We start from the raw sequence: 19,456 nt of genomic DNA, 5'->3' as shown, positions 1-19,456 counted from the left end.
GGGCCAGCGCCAAGCAGGGATACCGCATTTTCGGCACAGCTGCCGCGAATGCTTTTTTTATGCCTGATTAGCCTGAAAGAGCCTTCCGCTTGGAGAGAACAAACCATTTTAGAGGAGTGTATACGAGTAATGAAAGTTAAAATGAATACCATGCTGAAAACAAGCCTTGCCATTTGGCTGATTGCTATGCTGACGCTGCTTGCCGCTTGCGGCGGTGCGGTGAATAATAGCAAGGAATCTGCTGCACCATCTATCGCACCATCCGCTGCTCCGTCTGCAGAGACAGGCGCCGCATATCCGCTCACCGTAACCGACGCAACGGATACCAAGCTAACCTTTGAGCAAGCGCCTGAAAAAATTGTAACGCTTGTGCCAAGCGAGACAGAAGTTGTGTTTGCTGTAGGAGCGGGCAAGCAGGTAGTCGGCGTGGATCAGTACAGCAACTATCCAGAAGAAGCGAATGACATTGAGAAAATTGGCGATATGACGACCAATATTGAGGCTGTCGTGAAGCTGAATCCGGACCTCGTGCTTGCATCCTCCAGCATGAATGGAGATGCGATTGCCAAGCTGCGCGAACTGAATATTCCGGTATTTGCCTCCGATTCGAAAACATATGGCGAAACCATTGCCCATATTGAGACGGTCGGCCAAATTTTGAACCATGTGAAGGATGCCGAAACGGTTGCTGAACATATGCGTGATGTGATGAATCAGGTCATGAATGCGGTGAAGGATGCGCCTGCGAAAAAGGTATATTTGGAGTTTAGCCCTGGCTATACGGCAGGATCAGGTACTTTTTTGGATGAGCTGCTGACGATGGCGGGAGGCACCAATGTAGCGGGCTCGAAGGAAGGCTGGTACGAAGTCAGCGCCGAAGAGATCGTGAAGCAAAATCCGGAAATCATCATCTACCCGGATATGAAGGTGAAACCGAACCCCATCGTTACAGCGTTGGACAGCCGGGCAGGCTGGAACGTCATTGACGCGGTGAAAAATAAGCAGGTTATCGCGGTTTCGGAAGATCCGCTCGTTCGTGTAGGCCCGCGGCTTGCCGATGGCTTGCTGGAAATTGCGAAGGCTGTTCATCCAGACCTCGTTAAATAGCGGATGAGACATCAATGGTTAGGCTACGGAGGAGCAGCAGTGCTCCTTCTTGCTGTTTCTATTATCGCAAGCTTGTCGATTGGCTCCGCAGGTATTTCCTTTACTGATGTGTGGGGCATTTTGCTGCATCAGCTGCCATGGCTTAGAGATCAGCCGGTTAGCTGGAGTGAAGGTGAAATTGCTATTGTTACTCAGGTGAGGCTGTCACGGGTGCTGCTGGCGGTGCTTGTAGGCGCTTGTCTGGCACTGGCGGGCAGCGGGTTTCAAGGTGTGCTGCGCAATCCGCTGGCCGATCCTTATACGCTCGGGGTTGCTTCTGGCAGCTCAGTCGGTGCTGCGGCATTGATTTTATTCGGCTATCAGGCGGCAGTAGGCATTTGGACGATTCCGATCGTCGCTTTCATAACGGGAATTGCGACGCTATTGGTCGTTTTCTGGCTAGCGCGAAGCTCGGCCGGACTGCAGTTGGAAACGCTTATATTATCCGGCGTTATTATCCAGGCCTTTCTCGGAGCTTTCGTATCCTTTATGGTCTCGCTTTCCAATAGCGTAGTAAACCAGATTTTGTTTTGGCTAATGGGCTCGCTGGCGATGAAAAGCTGGGCGAACGTCTACATGCTTATTCCTTTTCTTATTATTGGGCTTATTGTGCTGATTGCCTATGCGCAGCATTTGAATGTTTTTCTGCTTGGCGAGGGGCAGGCGGCACATTTAGGCATTCGCGTAGAGCGAACAAAGCTGATTGTGCTGGCTTGCTCGACGCTGCTCACGGCTGCTGCCGTATCGGTGGCTGGTGTGATTGGCTTCGTCGGCCTCGTCGTCCCGCATGTGATTCGCCTGATCGTTGGGCCGGATTACCGCCTGCTCATTCCACTGTCCGCATTTGGCGGCGGCATATTTGTGCTCTGGGCCGATACACTTGCCCGCATGGCGCTAAGTCCGAAGGAAATTCCGCTAGGCGTAGTAACTGCGCTGATTGGTGCGCCATTTTTCGCTTATTTACTGCATCGGCGCAAACGGCTGGAAGGAGGGGCATAATGGCTGTTATGCTTGAAGCACGCCAGCTTGGTACGACGATACGCGGGCGAAAAGTGCTGAATGACGTAACCTTTTCCTTTCAAAAAGGGTATACATATGGCATTATCGGCCCCAATGGCGTTGGGAAATCCACCTTGCTGAAGCTGCTTTCCGGCGTATTGCCTCCTTCGCAGGGTGATATTTTTCTGGAGGGGCGCAGCATTGCCGCCTATTCACGCAAGGAGGCAGCACGCAAGCTTGCTGTGCTTCAGCAGGGTGTGCTTCCGCCAGTAGGCTTTACGGTGCGTGAAGTAATTGAAATAGGCCGGTTTCCTTATCAAAATTGGTTCGGTAATGAAGCAAGCGATTCTGCGCCAATCATTAATCAGGCAATCTCAGCAATGGGGCTTGAAAAGCTGGAGCAGCGCAAAATGGCTGAGCTAAGCGGCGGCGAACGGCAGCGCGTCGCGTTAGCCAAGGTGATGGTGCAGCAAGCGGAAGTCATCTTGCTGGATGAGCCTACGACCTATTTGGATATCGGCTACCAAATTCAATTGCTCGATACGGTAAAGAGCTGGCAGCGTGAGCAAGGCATTACCGTTGTAACCGTGCTGCATGATTTAAATTTAGCCGCTTTATATTGCGATGAAGTGCTGGTGCTGCATAAGGGCAGCATCGCAGCATTGGGCAAACCGCAGCATATTTATACGACGGAGCTGATTCGCGATGTATACGGCGCTGAGGCTTCGATTATGAATCATCCGTTAACAGGGGCGCCGCAAATTTTGCTCGCGCCCAATGTGAGAATAAACAATGGGGAGCTGGAATGAAGGGATGAAAGAAGAATTATGCATGCTGCTGGCGAACGCAATTGGGAGAATCCCGGCATTTAATGAACAGGAAGCGGAGGCGGCAAGACGCCATTCGGACCAATTAACGAAGCCGCCGGGCAGCTTGGGCAAGCTTGAAGATGTGGCCTGCCAGCTTGCCGGAATTTCGGGGGAGCGCTGGCCGGATATGGAGCGCAAAGCGGTCATTATTATGGCTGGCGATCACGGCGTGTGCGAGGAAGGGGTCAGCGCCTTTCCACAAGCGGTAACCCCTCAAATGGTGCTTAATTTCTTGAATGGCGGCGCAGCCGTCAATGTACTCGCCCGGCAGGCGGGAGCTGACGTGTATTGCGTTGATATTGGCGTGAACGCGGAGCTTGAGCATCCGAATCTTTTAAGCCGCAAGGTCATGTATGGAACCGCCAATATGGCCAAAGGCGCTGCGATGACGAAAGAGCAGTCCATTAGAGCTATTTTGACAGGGATAGAAGTTGTGGATGAGCTTTACAAAAAAGGCTATCGCGCCTTTGCCATAGGAGAAATGGGCATCGGCAATACGACGGCAAGCGCAGCGATTACGACGGCACTGACAGGGCTTGCGCCCGAAGAAACCGTTGGCAGAGGAACAGGTATTAATGATGAGGCTTGGAAAAATAAAGTCGAGGTTGTTAAACGGGCTATCGCGGTTAATGCACCAGACACGCTCGATCCTTTTGACGTGCTGATGAAGCTGGGTGGTTTAGAAATCGCTGGGCTGGTAGGCGTTATTATTGGAGCGGCGGCCAATAGCTGTCCGGTCGTTATTGACGGCTATATTTCCTCGGTAGCAGCCTTAGTAGCTTCGCGTATTTCCGATAAAACGAAGCCATGCATGATTGCGTCCCATCTTTCCTATGAGCAGGGTCATGCGAAGCTGCTGAAAGCCGTGGGCTTAAGCCCGATGATTCATATGGATATGCGGCTCGGAGAAGGCACAGGTGCGGTATTATGCTTCCATTTTATCGATGCGGCATTAAAGCTCATGCAGGAAATGGCTACTTTTGAAAGTGCAGGGGTATCGAAAGCGTAGGTGAGGCTGAAATGGCAATGTTAGTAACAGGCGGTACGCGCAGCGGCAAAAGCTTATTCGCCGAGCAGCTCGCGATGAGGCTTGGCAAAAAGGGTATTTATATGGCAACAAGCCGTATTTGGGATGAAGAAATGGCTGAGCGCGTAAATAGGCATCAGCAAAGTCGCAGCACAGGAGATTTTGAATGGGAAACGGTGGAGGAGCCGCTTGAGCTGGCCGAATTGCTGGCGAAGCAGGCACGGGCAGCCGCAGCTATGGCATCAGCTGGAGAACAGCCGCCAGTTGTGCTTGTAGATTGTCTGACTCTCTGGTTGACAAATGCTTTGATGGCAGCAGAGGAGCAGGCAGGACAACCCGGCACAGAAGCAGACGAGCAGCTGCAACACCAGACGGAAGCACTCATTGCCGCTATTGCCGCTTATCCTTATCCGCTCGTAATCGTTACAAATGAGGTAGGGGCGGGTATTGTGCCTGCCTATCCAATGGGCCGAAAATTTCGCGATGAGGCAGGGAGGCTGAATCAGCGGGTGGCCGCGGTTTGCGATAAAGTATTTCTTGTAACAGCTGGCATTCCGATTGAGCTCAAGGCAGCGGCTTTCCGCTGGGAGCAGTTATGATCTTCTATTCCTTGCCGGACATGCTGTGGCTGACCGCCGCAGCTATTCTGGTCGATTGGATCGTTGGCGATCCAAAATGGCCGACACATCCCGTCATTTGGATCGGCAGGCTCATTGCTTGGCTGGAGCACAAGCTGCGCAGGAGCGATAAGGCCGAATCCTCCAAGCTCCTGAGACTAAAGGGCACCTTGCTAATGCTCATTACGTTAGCCATTTCATATGTCGTCATGTGGGGAGTCGTCGCGGTCGCTTCGCTTATCCATCCTTGGCTCGGCTATGCGGTGACCATTTGGTTTATATCGACGACTATCGCGGTCAAAGGATTAAAACAGGCAGCGATGCTCGTCTATACTCCGTTAATAGCTGGAAACCTTCAGGAAGCGCGCAAATATGTCGGCTACATTGTCGGACGCGATACGGACAAGCTGGATGAATCAGAAGCTGCCCGTGCTGCTGTGGAGACGGTGGCTGAAAATACAGTCGATGCGCTTGTATCACCTATCTTTTTCGCTTTAATAGGAGGAGCACCGCTTGCTATGCTGTATCGGGCGGCAAATACGCTTGACTCAATGGTCGGTTACCGCAATGATAAGTATATTGATTTCGGCTCGTGCTCGGCACGAACCGATGATGTGCTTAATTATATACCCGCCCGGTTGACGGGAGCTCTGCTCGCGTTGTCGGCTTGGCTGCTGCCGGGCATGTCTGCCAGGCGCTCGGTCGCTGCGATAAGAAAATTCGCCCATCGGCATCCGAGCCCAAACAGCGGCATTCCTGAATCGGCTGTTGCCGGGGCGCTCGGTATTGAGCTAGGCGGACTCAATTATTATTTTGGCGCGCCTAGCGAACGTGCGAGAATGGGAGAGCCTATGCGCCCATTGACGGCGCAGGATATTATTTTCACGACTAGATTATTGTATCTGGTCAGTCTATTACTTGTAGTTGGGGTGCTGGCATTATGGCTGTTCGTTCATTAAAGCTGCATGCTCAGGCGCTGGTCGCCGCTATTCAATTTTTGACTAGAATTCCGGTGCCTGTCACCGTTCCGTTTGAGCCGCAGGTGTTAGCGCGCAGCGCTGTTTATTTTTCGATTGCTGGAGGCATGATTGGCGGTATCGTCACATTAAGCTTTGCTGCTGTTCAAAGCTGGCTGCCCGTTGGGCCGGGAGCTGTCTTGCTGCTTGCACTATGGCTTGCGCTTAGTGGCGCTTTACATATGGATGGCTGGATGGACACGGCAGACGGCGTGCTGAGCCATCGCTCGCGGGAGCGCATGCTGGAAATTATGAAGGATAGCCGAGTAGGCGCTATGGGTGTCATTGCCGCCGTTTTGCTGCTGTTGTTCAAATTTACAGTGTTATATGAGCTGCTTAGTCATACAGAGTCTGTTTATGTGCTTCAGATGCTGGTCATTATTCCGGTGTGGAGCCGCTGGTGGATGGCGGCGGCGATTGTCATCTGGCCGAGTGCCCGTGAGGGAGAGGGGATCGGCGCATTATTCCAAGCGGCCTCACTGCGGCATGTATGGACGGGGTTTGTGCTTACCTTCCTGCTAGCCTGTGGCATCGGTCTGGCATTCGGATTGCCTCTCAGCACATCCGTATTCACAGTGGCAGGTGCTGCTGCTGTGACGATGGTGACAGGGACGCTAATGTCTTTCTGGCTCGCCCGCAAGCTTGGCGGCTTGACTGGAGACACTTACGGTGCCATGAATGAAGCGATTGAAGCTATATTGTTGTTTGCACTGCTATTATTGATAACTCACTAGAAGAGGGGAATACTCACCATGCTTGAAAGATACGGACATGGCGGTGACCTGCGAACGGCAGAGGAAAATTTCGGACGGCCAGCTGATCAATTTGTCGACTTCAGCTCCAATATGAATCCGTTAGGCCCGCCCCCCTTGGTACATCAGGCGCTGCTTTCGTATGCCCAGCAGATTGGCAAGTATCCTGATCCTGCGGTACGCGGGCTGCGGGCAAAGCTTGCGAAGCTGCACGGCATTGACGAACAGTGCATTTTAATCGGAAATGGTGCGGCAGAGCTGATCGACCTGACTGTTCGTGCTGTAAATCCTATCATTACGAGCCTTGCTTTTCCTTGTTTTAGCGAATATGGCGACGCCGTTCATAAAATTAGCAGCGGCATTGCCCCTATTATGCTAAAGCCGGAAAATGGCTTTGAGCTGACCGAAGAGGCCATTCAAAGCACGACGACCGAGATGGAGGAGCCTTTCTATATGCTGGGCTCACCGAATAATCCGACGGGTCGGCTAGTCCAGCCGGAGCTGATCAGAAAGCTTCTAGCCAGTGGCGCTAAGGTGGTCGTAGATGAAGCCTTCATGGATTTTGTGCCTGAAGAAGCGGATTATTCGCTGGTGAAGGAGGCTGCCAGCAATGACAGGCTGTATGTCATTCGTTCCATGACGAAATTTTATGCGATTCCAGGCATTCGGCTTGGGTATATGGTCAGTACGCCAGAGCGGATTGCAGCGCTGCGACTGCTGCAGGTTCCGTGGAGCGTCAACTCGCTTGCGCAGCTCATTGGAGAGGGCGTATTGGAGGATGCGGAATATGCGGAGAAGACGCTGAAATGGCTGGACGAAGAACGGCCTTGGCTCATTTCGAAGCTGGAGGAGCTTGGTTTTTTCGTCACGCCTAGTCAAACCAATTATGTGCTTGTAAGGCTGCCGTCGCTGCCTAATTTAACGGCAGCTGCTTTGCAGCTGGAAATGGGCCGCCGCGGGGTGCTTATTCGCGATGCCTCCCACTTTGTCGGGCTTGATGACCATTATTGCCGCTTTGCGATTAAGCTGCGCAGTGATAATGAAAAGCTGCTGGAAGCACTGACAGAATGTCTGGATGATTTTAAAGAAGATAGTAGGGATAAGCATGAGTAATCAGTCAAAAAACAAGGCTGGGCTGACGATAATGGTGCAGGGCACCGCTTCTGATGTTGGGAAAAGCTTGGTGACAGCCGCTTTGTGCCGGATTTTTAGGCAGGATGGTTATACAGTCGTTCCCTTCAAATCACAAAATATGTCGCTTAATTCCTATGTCACCTGGGATGGCAAGGAAATTGGAAGGGCACAAGGCATGCAGGCAGATGCTTGCGGCGTGCTGGCAACGACGGATATGAACCCGATTTTGCTGAAGCCGACGAAGGAGATGTCTTCACAGGTTGTCGTTCATGGCAAGCCGCTGCGAGATTTCAGCGCGCGCGAATATCGGGAGAGCTATTTGCCGCAGGCTGGCGTTATTGTGCGGGAAGCACTCGCCCGTCTGCGCAGCAGCAATGATATTGTCGTGCTGGAAGGTGCAGGCAGCCCAGCGGAAATTAACCTGAAAGATCGCGACATTGTCAATATGCGCATGGCTGCTTGGGCAGATGCACCCGTCATTCTTGTGGCGGATATTGACCGGGGCGGTGTGTTTGCTTCAATTGTCGGTACGCTTGAGCTGCTTGAACCGCATGAGCGCGAGCGCGTATGCGGGTTCGTTATCAATAAATTTCGCGGCGATATAGGACTGCTGCAGCCCGGAGTCGATTGGCTGGAGGAGCGGACGGGCAAGCCAGTGCTTGGCGTATTGCCGTTCTTGCCGGGACTTGCGCTGGAGGATGAGGATTCGCTGTCGCTGGACCGGAAGCTCGAAGAGCAGGTGAAGGGTCGGCCTGATACGCTGGATATTGTCGTGCTGCGTCTGCCTCGTATATCTAATTTTACCGATGCTGATCCGCTTTACTTTGAAGCGGATGTCATGCTGCGTTTTGTAGACAGGCCTGAGCAATGGGGCAATCCTGATGCTGTTATTTTGCCAGGCAGCAAAAATACGGTCGAGGATTTGCTATGGCTTCGCGAAACGGGACTAGCCCAGCAGGTAAGCGCGTTCGCTAAGAAGGGCGGACATCTCGTCGGCATATGCGGAGGCTATGAAATGCTTGGGGATATGCTGCTTGATCCGGCAGGTGTGGAGTCCGAGCATAAGGAAACACCGGGCTTTGGCTTTTTTCCTTTTAACGTAAAATTTGCAGGGGAGAAGAAGACGGTTCGTATAGAGGGGACTGCCCATGCTGCCTCAGGTTGGCTGGCAGACAAGCTTCCCGTTGAAGGCTATGAAATTCATATGGGGGAAATGATCCAGCATGGAGAGCTTCTTCAGCCCTTTGCCATTCGAAGCCAGCAGACTGGTGCAGCATCGCTGCAAGAGGGCGAGCTTGCCTATGAAGGTGAAGGGGCATGCTCGGCGGATGGCCGGCTTTGGGGCACATTTATACATGGCATTTTACATAATGATGATTTGCGCCGGGCGTGGCTGAATAATATTCGTGAGGAGCGCGGCTGGGAGCCGCTTGCGGCAGAGCTGCGTTTCCGTGAAAGCCGTGAGGAGGCTTTTGACCGGCTTGCAGCACATACGCGCAAGCATTTGAATATGCCGCTCGTTTATAAGCTGCTTGGTGCGGGCGGAGAGCTTGGTGCTTAGCTTAAGAATCGGGCCTAATGGTATGAAATGATTAATTAAACAGCTGGAAAGGGAGTGGGTGAAGTCATGGAGAAGCAAGCTGCGCAGCGTTTGGGAAAGAAAAAAAGCTGGATCATCGCAGGCATTATGCTGGCGTTTCTTGCCTTTTGCGCGCTGCTGCTTTACGGAATGATTCAGTCGATGCAGCATAAGGGTGGAGCGGCAAGCGACGGCACCCAGCAGCCTGTTAATTACAGCTATGAAGCTGCGGAGGCGACTAATGGCTTTATGCTGCATGTTTTGAAAACCCGGCCATCCAATGTGAAGCCTCAATTGGTGCAAAATAATGTAGCGTTAACGCCGTATTATGGCATTAATGGCGGATTTTTTTATGAAAAATCGCTGCTTAGCATTGCCGTGGTCAACAGCCTTGCGGTCAATGAAGAGCAGGGGGCCTATGGCTCCGGCAGCGAAAATGCCAAATATGCCCGCGGAACGCTCGTATGGGATGGCGTTAAGGATCAGCTTAGCGTACAAATAGCGAGCAAGGCATCCGAGCTTAAAGTTCAGGATCATACACGCTTTTGGGCGCAGGGCGGCATTAGCATGAGTATCGGCAATGATGCGGGCTGGCTGGCGCAGGCGGAACAGGAAAATGCTCCTTTTCCCGACGACGCGCGCTTAAGGTCTGCTGCCGTATACGATCAGCGGGGCAATATTTATTTGGTAGTCAGCAGCACGAAGGGGAGCTTGGCTGCTTTTCGCGAAGCAGTTATCGAGAAGGTTGGCGACAACAAGCTGTCAGGCGGCATCTTTCTCGATGGCGACGGCTCCTCGCAGCTGCGTAGTGCGGAGGCGACGCTGCAAGGAGATAGCCGCCCCGTCGTGCAAATGCTGCGCATTATGAAATAAGACGGTTTATTGAGGAGAAAAAGATGAATCAACTTCCGATTGATGCGGTTTTGCCGGAGCTGCTTGAGGTGCTGGCTGCTGGAAGCGGCGCCGTGCTGGTCGCCGAGCCAGGAGCCGGCAAGACGACGCGCGTGCCGCTTGCCCTGCTGGACGCGGCCTGGCTGGACGGCCGTAAAATTATTATGCTGGAGCCGCGAAGGCTTGCAGCCCGCTCTGCCGCCAAATATATGGCGGAGATGCTCGGAGAACAGGTAGGCGACACGGTCGGCTACCGCGTTCGTCTGGATACGAAGGTGAGCGCTCGGACCCGCATTGAAGTGGTGACGGAAGGCGTACTGACCCGCATGCTTCAGGAAGACCCGGCATTGCTGGACGTTGGTGTTATTGTGTTTGACGAGTTTCATGAGCGCCATTTGCATGGTGATCTTGGGCTGGCGCTGAGCCTGCAGTCGCAGGCGCTGCTGCGCAGCGATCTGAGGCTGCTTGTGATGTCGGCGACGCTTGCAGCAGGCCCCGTTGCAGAACTGCTCGGTGGAGCGCCGATTATCGAAAGTGCCGGAAGAGTATTTCCGGTGCAGACGATTTATCGCTCCGCGAAAGTGGAAGGGCGTATCGAGCCGAATGTTGTAAGCACGATCTTGCAGGCGCTTTCGGCAAATGAAGGGAATATGCTCGTCTTTCTGCCGGGCGTTGGCGAAATTCGGCGCGTTGCCTCTTTGCTGGCAAGAGAGGAGCGGATGAAGGGCGTTAAGGTGGCGGAGCTTTATGGCACGATGCCGCTGGAAGCGCAGGATCAGGCGATTCAGCCGTCCGCTGCTGGCGAGCGCAAAGTTGTGCTGGCAACGGCAATTGCCGAATCCAGCCTGACGGTCGAAGGCGTGCGTATCGTCGTCGATGCAGGCCTGATGCGAGTGTCGCGGTTTTCGCCGCGCACGGGCATGACGCGGCTGGATACGGCTCTGGTGTCGCAAGCGTCAGCCGACCAGCGCCGGGGGCGCGCCGGAAGGCTTGCTCCTGGCGTCTGCTACCGGCTGTGGACGGAGCAGGAGCATATGTATTTGCAGCCGTTCAGCCAGCCGGAAATGCTGGAGGCCGATCTTGCGCCGCTCGCGCTGGAGCTTGCGGTGTGGGGTATCCAGCAGCCGGAGGAGCTCGGCTGGCTTGACCCGCCGCCGATCGGCGCGTATCAGCAGGCGCTGCAGCTGCTTGAGCTGCTGCAGGCTGTTGATTCATTAGGCAGGCCTACGGAGTCGGGCCGGCGAATGGCGAGGCTCGGGCTTCATCCGAGGCTCGGGTATATGCTGCTCCGCGCGCAGCAGTATGGCGCGGGGCAGCGCGCTTGTGAGCTGGCCGCGCTGCTTAGCGAGCGCGACCTGCTGCCGCAGCAGCGCAGCGCGGATGTGCAGCTGCGGCTGGATGCCCTGCACCGCGGCAGCAGCGGTGCAGACGTGGATCGCAGCGCCGTGCAGCGTATACGCTCGCAGGCGCAGCAATGGAGCCGGCTGCTGGCTAGCGCAGCAGCCGGCGAAGCAGCGTTGGCCGCGCAGCACGGAGCAGCGGCTGCCGGAGCGCGCCAGCAGGACGCCGCGATGTCCTGCGGCGCGCTGCTGGCGCTCGCATATCCCGATCGCATCGCGCAGCGGCGCAGCGACGGCAGGTATTTGCTCGCAAGCGGCCGCGGTGCAGCGCTGCCGGAAGCCCAGCCCTTGTCGCGCGCAGCCTACCTCGTTGCGGCGGAGCTCGACGATGCCGGAATGGAGAGCCGTATCCGGCTCGCGGCTGAACTGACGGAAGGCGAGCTGGCATCGGCAGCTCGCGACCAAATCCGGCAGGAGCGCGTCGTGGAGTGGGACGCGTCCGCCCAAGCGGTAAGGGCGCGTGAGCGCGTCCGGCTTGGCGCGCTCCTTTTGCAGGAAAAGCCGCTGGCGAAGCCGGATGCAGAGCTCGTCGCTGCGGCGCTGGCACAGGGGGTGCAGCAGGAGGGCCTGGCCTTGCTCCCGTTATCTAAGCAAGCTGCCCAGTTTCTTGCCCGTATGCGGCTGATGAGACACTATGACAGCAGCTGGCCGGATGTATCTGAGGAAGGGCTGTTGTCCTCCTCAGCACTCGCGCAGTGGCTGCTGCCGCATATACAAGGGATGAAGAGCAAATCCGATCTGCAGCGCCTCAGTATGCAGCAGCTTCTCGAAGGCATGCTTACCTGGACGCAGCGGCAGGAGCTGGACAAGCAGGTTCCAACGCATATCACGGTGCCAAGCGGCTCGCGCATTCCGGTCGATTACAATGACCCGGAAGCGCCGTTCATCGCTGTGCGGCTTCAGGAGCTGTTCGGCATGAAGGACACGCCAATGCTCGCAGGCGGCAAGCTGCCGCTAACGCTCCAGCTGCTTTCGCCTTCGCAGCGCCCGGTTCAGGTGACGCGCGATTTGGGCAGCTTTTGGAGCCATACTTATTTTGAAGTGAAAAAGGATTTAAAAGGACGTTACCCGAAGCATTATTGGCCGGACGACCCTTACGCGGCGCAGCCGACGAATCGGGTAAAGCCGCGCAAGTAGCTTGCGGCATTCATAGCAATAGCAACAAGGAAAAGAGGGCTTAAAAATGTCGATGGAGCTTTTTATTTTATTTATACTCGCGATTAACTGCTGGACATTTACGCTCATGTATCTCGACAAGCAGAGCGCTCGCCGCCAGCAAAGGCGTATTCCGGAGAAACGGCTGTTTACTTTGAGCGCTCTTGGAGGAGCTATTGGCGCCTACGCCGGCATGCGGGCATGGCGCCACAAGACGAAGCATCGCTCTTTCGTTTTGGGAATGCCGCTGCTTGTGATGTTGAATTTGGTTCTATTTGCAACGGTATTCCACTATGTGTTCGACATCTCGATTTTCAAATAGCGCAACGGGCGCAGCAGGCTTTTTCAAAAATATAGGAAAGGATATGATTTCGTTATCCTTTCTCTATATTTCTCGGACTGAAACGCGCCGCACCGCCAGAGGACGGCTTTCGGCCGTTTCACCTTGATTGGAAATAAGAAGTTGATACCCGCTATTCTCTTATGGTATATTGACAGTTCGTTTTCCCACTATATTCTTAGGAGGTAACTGGCTGAAATGACGGTTCAAAGTGCCTATCAAGAAGAGCAAGAGCGTTTAGCGCGCTCGCTTGAAGAAATACAATCACAGCTAAGCGCGATAGGCCCGCGCTACACAGGCGATGATTTTACGGAGCAAATGCTCGATTTGCAAAGAGAGGAACGGAAGCGGGGGCTGGAAATTGCTTTTCGCGAGCCATATTTTGGACGGATTGATTTTCAGGAGCTGCCAAATGATGCTAAGCAGGAGCTCTATATCGGCAAGGCAGGCGTAGCTAGAGAGGGTGGCAAGGAGCTGCTCGTTATTGACTGGCGTGCGCCAATTGCCAGCTTGTTTTATTCTTTTACAGGCGGTGAAGCGGCGGTCACTTATGATTCTCCTGATGGCGAAATCGAAGGGATCGTCTATTTAAAGCGCAATCTGATGGTTCGCCAGGGCGAGCTTGTCCGAATGGTGGACAGCTTCACACGCGGTCAGGAAGAAGAAGCGGTCACCGACGAGTTTTTGCTCTATCGACTAGGTGAAAATAAAGACAATAGGCTCAGAGATATCGTCTCGACGATCCAGCAGGAGCAGGATGCGATCATCCGTACGGGACGGAGCAAGGCGCTGTTTATTCAAGGCGTGGCGGGGAGCGGCAAGACGACGGTAGCGCTGCACCGGCTCGCTTTTTTGCTCTATCAGTATGCGGATCGAATGCGGGCGGAGCGGATGGTTATTTTTGCGCCTAACCGCATGTTTCTTGAGTATATTTCCGGCGTGCTGCCGGAACTGGGCGTAGGCGATATTCAGCAGACGACGTTTGCCGACTGGGCGCTGGATCTGCTGGAGCTTGAAGTGCGAATGGATGATAAAACCGATACATTGGAATATTGGTTTGAGCATTATCGCAGCGCGGAGGAAATTGCGGAGGCGCCGGGACGCTTGAAGGGCTCGCTTGATTTTAAGCAGGCCATTGACGAGCGGCTGGAGCAGCTAGAACTAAGCATCGTGCCTTTGCAGCCGTTTGAGCCTGTAGATAAGCTGGTGCTGACTCCGGAGCAAATGCTGGAATGGTATCGCACCGATTATGGCGAGGAGCCGCTGATGCGCAAGCGCGAGCGATTCGTCAGCCGTATTCGCAGATGGCTGGAATCCGAGCTGAAAATGCGCGGCATGCATGATAAAAAAGTAAGGGCCAAGGCATTAACCCGCTTAAATGCACTAGCGAAAAAAATTCCGGCTTACACCGCGCCGAAGCTATATGCGTCTTTCTTCCAAGGCAAGCAGGCGATGAGCCTGGTGCCAAAAGCAATAGCGGCGGCAACGGCTGCCCGCCTGAAAGCAGGAACGATTGCGCCGGAGGATTTGGCGCCGCTCGCCTATATTCATTTGCGCCTGTTTGGGCTGCAAACAGCGCCTTATGACCATATCGTCATTGACGAGGCGCAGGATTATTCGCCGTTCCAGCTGGAAGCGCTGCGTCTCTGCCAGCAAACGCCGTCATTGACCGTGCTGGGCGACTTGCAGCAGGGCATCCATGCCTATGCAGGCATTCATAGCTGGCAGGAGCTGACTGCGCTGTATGATGAAGAACAGACCGGATTTTTTGAGCTGAACCGCAGCTATCGCTCAACGATGGAAATTATTGCCTTCGCCAATCGGATTCTTGGTGCAATGGGGGCTGGCGTGAAGGCGGCCGTACCTGTATTCCGGAGCGGAGATGCCGTGGAGCTTGCGCCAGCTGAGCCAAGTGAGTGGATGGACATGCTGGAGCAAACGATTCGGGAATGGCAGGCGGATGGCAGCTATCAGACGATCGCAGTTATTGGCCGGACGACGGAGGAATGCGCGGTTATCCATGCAGCTTTGAATGCTGCGGGGGTAGAAGCTTCGCTTGTGGAACGGGGACAGCCCGAATACAGCGGCGGCTTGTCCGTCGTGCCCGCTTACTTGTCCAAAGGGCTGGAATTTGATGCGGTGCTCATTGCTGATGCCGGTGCGCTTGCTTATACCGATCAGGATGCCAAGCTGCTATATGTTGGTTGTACGAGAGCGCTTCATAAGCTAAAATTAGTTTATCAAGGCTCGTTTACCTCGTTAGTAGCAGACGTTGCCGACGGCGTGCAAGAATTATGACAGTATTAAGGCATTTTGCCGCAAATTCTTGACTTTAGCAGGCCTTGTAACTAAAATTGCTACAAGATGTATATACCTGTATTTATTGAGGAGGATTTGAGCGGTAGTGACGAAAACAAAGAAAAAAGGTTCTAGCAGTAATCAGCAGCAAAGGCAGCAGCCCAAGAAAAATTCGAACAGCGCGCTTATTTTTCTGACGGTCGGTATTTTGGCGGTCATTGTCGTCATCGTACTCGGCATTAACAATCAGTCCAAGCCGTTTGAATTTGACTATGAAGCAATGCCTGTACTGGGCAGCGTAGATGCACCTGTCAAAATCGTTGAATTCGGCGATTACAAGTGCCCAATCTGCCGTGATTTTTCGCAACAAATCAAACCTCAGCTGGAGAAAGAATTTATTGAAACAGGCAAAGCATCCTTTTATTTTGCAAACTATTCGTTCATCGGTAAAGATTCCGTGACTGCTGCACTCGCGGCGGAAGCGGTCTATCAGCAAAATAATGACGCCTTCTGGACTTATAATCAAGCGATTTATGATAATCAACAGAATGAAAATATCGAATGGGCAACGCCGGAACATTTGGTGCAGCTTGCAAAGGACGCCAAACTTCCTATCGATTTTGATTTGCTGAAAAGCGACATCGAGAATAAAACCTATCAAAAGCAGGTCGACCGCGATAACTCGCTCGTTCGTCCGCTTAATATCGGAGGAACGCCTACCGTCTTTGTTAATGGCAAGGCGGTTTCAAGTCTCGATTACGCAACGATCAAATCAACAATCGAGGCAGCTCTAAAATAAGGGGCCTTGATTAAAAAGGAGCCCGGTCAAAAATGACAACGCCACCCTATGAATCGTGGTTGAAACGGTATGCATTATATTTTGCCTGGATCGTTACGCTAGTCGCAACGGGGGGCAGCTTGTATTTTAGTGAAATTAAAGGGTTTTTACCTTGTGATTTATGCTGGTATCAGCGCATCTTCATGTATCCGCAGGTCATTATTTTAGGTATTGCAACGTATCGCGGGGACCGGAATATCATTAAATACTTACTGCCGATTAATATAATCGGGCTTGCGATTTCCATTTTCCATAACTTCGAGATTTGGTTTCCGAAGGTGGGCGAGCTGGTGCCTTGCCGTTCCGGCATCCCGTGCAATTTTGACTATTTGAACTGGTTTGGCTTTCTGACGATTCCGATGATGGCGATGATCGCTTTTGTGCTTATTATCGTGTTTCTGCTGCTGGCTCGCCAAAGCAATGAAGACGAAGAAGCAAACGAAAACTAACGGTATTCCTAAGCAAAGCCCCGAGGCGGATGTCGCCATTCGGGGCTTTGCTTTTGTATATTGGGGATGCAGCATAAAGTGACAAGGCAGTGAACAAACGCCTAAAGTTTGCTCCCCCTAATGTCTAATCCCTTAGCAATCGGCTAGCGAATGAAAGCAAAATGGGTTATCTTAAAAGTAGCAGGTGTGAAAGCATAAAGAGAGTAGGGAACACCATGATCGAAGTGGAGCAGCAGCTATATAGAGAAGCAGAGCAGTTCATCTTTACCTGTTATGCCGAGCTTGGCAAAAGTGAAGCGGAGGTTGTGCATCGGCTGGCGGAAATCCGCTCTGAAGTTGAGCGCACAGGTTTTTATGAGCATACATATGAAGAGCTCCAGCATGGGGCGAAAATGGCTTGGCGCAACAGCAATCGCTGCATTGGCCGTCTTTTTTGGCAGACGATGGAGGTGTTTGACGCCCGTCAGCTCCACGAGGAAGACGATATCGCAAATGCGATCTTTTCGCATATTCGCTATGCGACGAATGGCGGCAAAGTCCGCCCGGCGATTACGATTTTTGCAGCAAAGCAAGAGCAAAATCAAATCCGGCTGTGGAACCATCAGTTTGTTCGTTATGCGGGCTATGAGGACGGGAATGGCGGTGTCATAGGCGATCCGGCTTCGCTGCCATTTACGAGGGCTTGCGAAGCATTGGGCTGGCAAGGTGCAGGAACAAGGTTCGATGTGCTGCCGCTTGTTATTCAGAAGCTCGGAGAAGAACCGAAGCTGTACGAGCTTCCCGCAGGGCTGGCGCTGGAAATTCCACTGTCGCATCCGGAGCTGGAGTCGTTTGCGGAGCTGGGCCTGCGTTGGTACGCGGTCCCATTCATCGCAGATATGATGCTGGAAATTGGCGGTATTTCCTACACAGCGGCGCCGTTTAATGGCTGGTATATGGGGACGGAAATTGGGGCGCGCAATTTGGCAGATACGGATCGTTACAATCAGCTGCCTATCGTAGCTAGGTTAATGGGACTGGATATGACGACGAATACATCTCTGTGGAAAGATCGGGCGCTAGTAGAGCTGAACGCGGCGGTCATTCATTCGTTCAAAAAGCATGGCGCCAGCATCGTCGACCATCATACGGCTGCCGAGCAGTTTACTCGCTTCGAGAAGCAGGAGAAGGAACAGGGACGTGCGGTTACCGGCCGCTGGTCATGGCTTATACCGCCGATGTCTCCGGCAACAACAGCGGTATGGCATCGGAGCTATGATGATACGGAATTAAAGCCAGCTTATTTATATCAGGAAAAGGCGTATACAAGCGGAGGGTCATAAACGTGGATTTTATAATGGAATATTTATCCTTCTTCGTCATTGTTACCGAGGGCGAAGACAGCAGCTCCTCCAAGCGATACAAGCATTATCAGACGCTGGAGGAAGAGGACTATGAAGATAGTGAGATTAAGCGATTTTTGGACGGGGAATTTGCCCGCATCGTCAAGCGCAAAGTAGAGCGCAACCCGAATTCGGAAAATGCGCCGACTAAAATCGGACGGTTCATGGTTGAGCCTGGCTATGAGCTGGGCAGTAATCAAAACTATAATTTGTTCCAGCGGCTGCGTGATGCGGACAATAAGGAGCGTTACATAGGCATTGCTGACGAGCTGGTGCATATTTATATGGATACGAGCGCAGTGCGCGGCGGTGCTTTTATTATTGCAAGAGCGAAGCTGAACACTTATTTTGATGAACCTTTTTTATTCCTCTTAAAATGTGATTTTGAGCCGAAAATCGCCCGCATTTCCGATGAGCGTAATTTGATTTCGCAGGTGGAAATGGCGATTAGCGCCCGCAGCATCAAGTCGATTCAATACCCGCATATGCCCGAGGAGGGGATACTTGAGCATTGGGAGCTGAAAATTCATCAGGCATCGCATGCCCGCTATTTTGAAGATTTTCTAAAATACGTATCATATGAGAAGCCGCTACCGGAAGTGATGAGCGATCAGCTGCTGGACATGGTGCAGCAATATATGGATGAAAAGTGGGAGGGCGTGACGGAGAGCACCGAGCGCCACGAGGAAGAAAATGCGATTGAAGTATGGGCGCATAGCGAGAAACGCGATATTCATGAATACTGGTCACAGGAGCAGGTGACATTGGCATCGGCAGCACTGGTGGAACAGAAGCCGGATTTGCCGTTTACATTCAAGCTGGACAGCGTAACGGTTAAAGGTTTGCTGGCGGAGTTTGGTACAGCGCTGCATTTTGCCAAGCATAATGGCCGTTATGTTGTCGTCATTGAGGGGGATTCGTTCCAGTTTGATAAAGGGATGTCGCCAATCGAGCTGCTGCAGCCGCCGGATTTAATGGAGCTGCTGCCTGAGATCGGGACGCACAAGCAGGAGAGCAGCGCCATTGAGGATTTGCAGCGTTATGCGGATGACCTAGCGAATGACCCGAATTACGAAGGCGAATAACAGCTACGGCTGTATTGGCAAGCTATATGGAATAAGCCAACAAGAAGATAAAGGAGGTACTATGGTGGAAAAGCTGCTGTTTATTGAAATTGGCATGGGCTGCGACCTGCATGGTCAAGATGTTACGAAAGCGGCGGTACGGGCTGTGCAAAATGCGATTCATCACAATTCCATGCCGGGCCTGCTTGAAATTTTGCCAGGCGGAACGCTGGATGCGATGAAGGTCAGAGTGCGGCTTGCTGTTCCATGCGACAAGGACCTGCTGGATATCGAGCAAGTGAAAGCGGTGCTCCCCTATGGCGAAGTAACTGTGGAGCTTGTGGACGGAGGCATGCTGACAACAAGCGGTATTGTGCTTCCGGACAAGGCAGATCGCAATGATTTGATCTACATCGTCAATGCATCCGTTGAGGTAGGCTATTAGTCAGAGATTAGTCCAACGCTTCTTATAAAATGCCCGCAGGCAGCTGTAGCTTTAC

At 53.0% G+C, this 19,456-nt stretch carries 18 protein-coding genes; all 18 read left to right on the top strand.

Annotation, left to right across the window (positions count from 1 at the left end):
• Positions 1–129: 129 nt before the first annotated feature.
• Positions 130–1,107: an ABC transporter substrate-binding protein gene (locus ACSR9A_RS20655; protein WP_473759269.1), complete on the top strand. Its 978-nt coding sequence runs from the start codon at positions 130–132 to the stop codon at positions 1,105–1,107.
• A gap of 3 nt (positions 1,108–1,110) precedes the next feature.
• Positions 1,111–2,145, top strand: a complete 1,035-nt coding sequence (locus ACSR9A_RS20650) for a FecCD family ABC transporter permease (protein WP_473759268.1) — start codon at positions 1,111–1,113, stop codon at positions 2,143–2,145.
• 8 nt (positions 2,146–2,153) lie between these two features.
• Entirely contained in the window at positions 2,154–2,954 is an 801-nt protein-coding gene (locus ACSR9A_RS20645; protein ID WP_473760194.1) for a heme ABC transporter ATP-binding protein, read from the top strand.
• A gap of 4 nt (positions 2,955–2,958) precedes the next feature.
• Positions 2,959–4,023 carry a nicotinate-nucleotide--dimethylbenzimidazole phosphoribosyltransferase gene (cobT, locus tag ACSR9A_RS20640; RefSeq protein WP_473759267.1) on the top strand — a complete coding sequence of 355 codons (1,065 nt, stop codon included), beginning with the start codon at positions 2,959–2,961 and terminating at the stop codon, positions 4,021–4,023.
• A gap of 11 nt (positions 4,024–4,034) precedes the next feature.
• The gene (gene cobU / locus ACSR9A_RS20635) at positions 4,035–4,640 is read left to right on the top strand and encodes a bifunctional adenosylcobinamide kinase/adenosylcobinamide-phosphate guanylyltransferase (protein WP_473759266.1); all 606 of its coding nucleotides are present in this window, start codon (positions 4,035–4,037) and stop codon (positions 4,638–4,640) included.
• A complete protein-coding gene (gene cbiB / locus ACSR9A_RS20630; RefSeq protein WP_473759265.1) occupies positions 4,637–5,617 on the top strand; it encodes an adenosylcobinamide-phosphate synthase CbiB in 981 nt (326 codons plus the stop codon). Before cobU ends, cbiB begins: the two co-directional genes overlap by 4 nt.
• Entirely contained in the window at positions 5,599–6,408 is an 810-nt protein-coding gene (gene cobS / locus ACSR9A_RS20625) for an adenosylcobinamide-GDP ribazoletransferase (protein WP_473759264.1), read from the top strand. Before cbiB ends, cobS begins: the two co-directional genes overlap by 19 nt.
• Positions 6,409–6,426: 18 nt before the next feature.
• The gene (locus tag ACSR9A_RS20620; RefSeq protein ID WP_473759263.1) at positions 6,427–7,539 is read left to right on the top strand and encodes a pyridoxal phosphate-dependent aminotransferase; all 1,113 of its coding nucleotides are present in this window, start codon (positions 6,427–6,429) and stop codon (positions 7,537–7,539) included.
• On the top strand, positions 7,532–9,121 hold the full coding sequence (locus tag ACSR9A_RS20615; RefSeq protein ID WP_473759262.1) for a cobyric acid synthase: 1,590 nt from the start codon (positions 7,532–7,534) through the stop codon (positions 9,119–9,121). Before ACSR9A_RS20620 ends, ACSR9A_RS20615 begins: the two co-directional genes overlap by 8 nt.
• Positions 9,122–9,187: 66 nt before the next feature.
• On the top strand, positions 9,188–10,012 hold the full coding sequence (locus ACSR9A_RS20610) for a hypothetical protein (protein ID WP_473759261.1): 825 nt from the start codon (positions 9,188–9,190) through the stop codon (positions 10,010–10,012).
• A 23-nt stretch (positions 10,013–10,035) separates the two neighbouring features.
• Positions 10,036–12,567: an ATP-dependent helicase HrpB gene (gene hrpB / locus ACSR9A_RS20605; RefSeq protein WP_473759260.1), complete on the top strand. Its 2,532-nt coding sequence runs from the start codon at positions 10,036–10,038 to the stop codon at positions 12,565–12,567.
• A 46-nt stretch (positions 12,568–12,613) separates the two neighbouring features.
• Positions 12,614–12,907 (top strand): DUF1294 domain-containing protein, encoded by a 294-nt coding sequence (locus tag ACSR9A_RS20600; RefSeq protein WP_473759259.1) that lies wholly within the window; start codon positions 12,614–12,616, stop codon positions 12,905–12,907.
• Positions 12,908–13,123: 216 nt separating this feature from the next.
• Positions 13,124–15,223: a HelD family protein gene (locus tag ACSR9A_RS20595; RefSeq protein ID WP_473759258.1), complete on the top strand. Its 2,100-nt coding sequence runs from the start codon at positions 13,124–13,126 to the stop codon at positions 15,221–15,223.
• A 106-nt stretch (positions 15,224–15,329) separates the two neighbouring features.
• A complete protein-coding gene (locus ACSR9A_RS20590; RefSeq protein ID WP_473759257.1) occupies positions 15,330–16,022 on the top strand; it encodes a DsbA family protein in 693 nt (230 codons plus the stop codon).
• A gap of 32 nt (positions 16,023–16,054) precedes the next feature.
• Positions 16,055–16,510 carry a disulfide oxidoreductase gene (locus ACSR9A_RS20585; RefSeq protein WP_473759256.1) on the top strand — a complete coding sequence of 152 codons (456 nt, stop codon included), beginning with the start codon at positions 16,055–16,057 and terminating at the stop codon, positions 16,508–16,510.
• 218 nt (positions 16,511–16,728) lie between these two features.
• Positions 16,729–17,832: a nitric oxide synthase oxygenase gene (locus ACSR9A_RS20580; protein WP_473760192.1), complete on the top strand. Its 1,104-nt coding sequence runs from the start codon at positions 16,729–16,731 to the stop codon at positions 17,830–17,832.
• 2 nt (positions 17,833–17,834) lie between these two features.
• Positions 17,835–18,977: a DUF3900 domain-containing protein gene (locus tag ACSR9A_RS20575; protein WP_473759255.1), complete on the top strand. Its 1,143-nt coding sequence runs from the start codon at positions 17,835–17,837 to the stop codon at positions 18,975–18,977.
• A gap of 64 nt (positions 18,978–19,041) precedes the next feature.
• Positions 19,042–19,401 (top strand): Lin0512 family protein, encoded by a 360-nt coding sequence (locus ACSR9A_RS20570; RefSeq protein WP_473760190.1) that lies wholly within the window; start codon positions 19,042–19,044, stop codon positions 19,399–19,401.
• Positions 19,402–19,456: the final 55 nt, after the last annotated feature.

The sequence above is a fragment of the Paenibacillus sp. R-74696 genome, assembly GCF_055814915.1.
The sequence above is the reverse complement of the archived record's forward strand: the minus strand, read 5'-3'. Positions and strand labels throughout refer to the sequence as shown.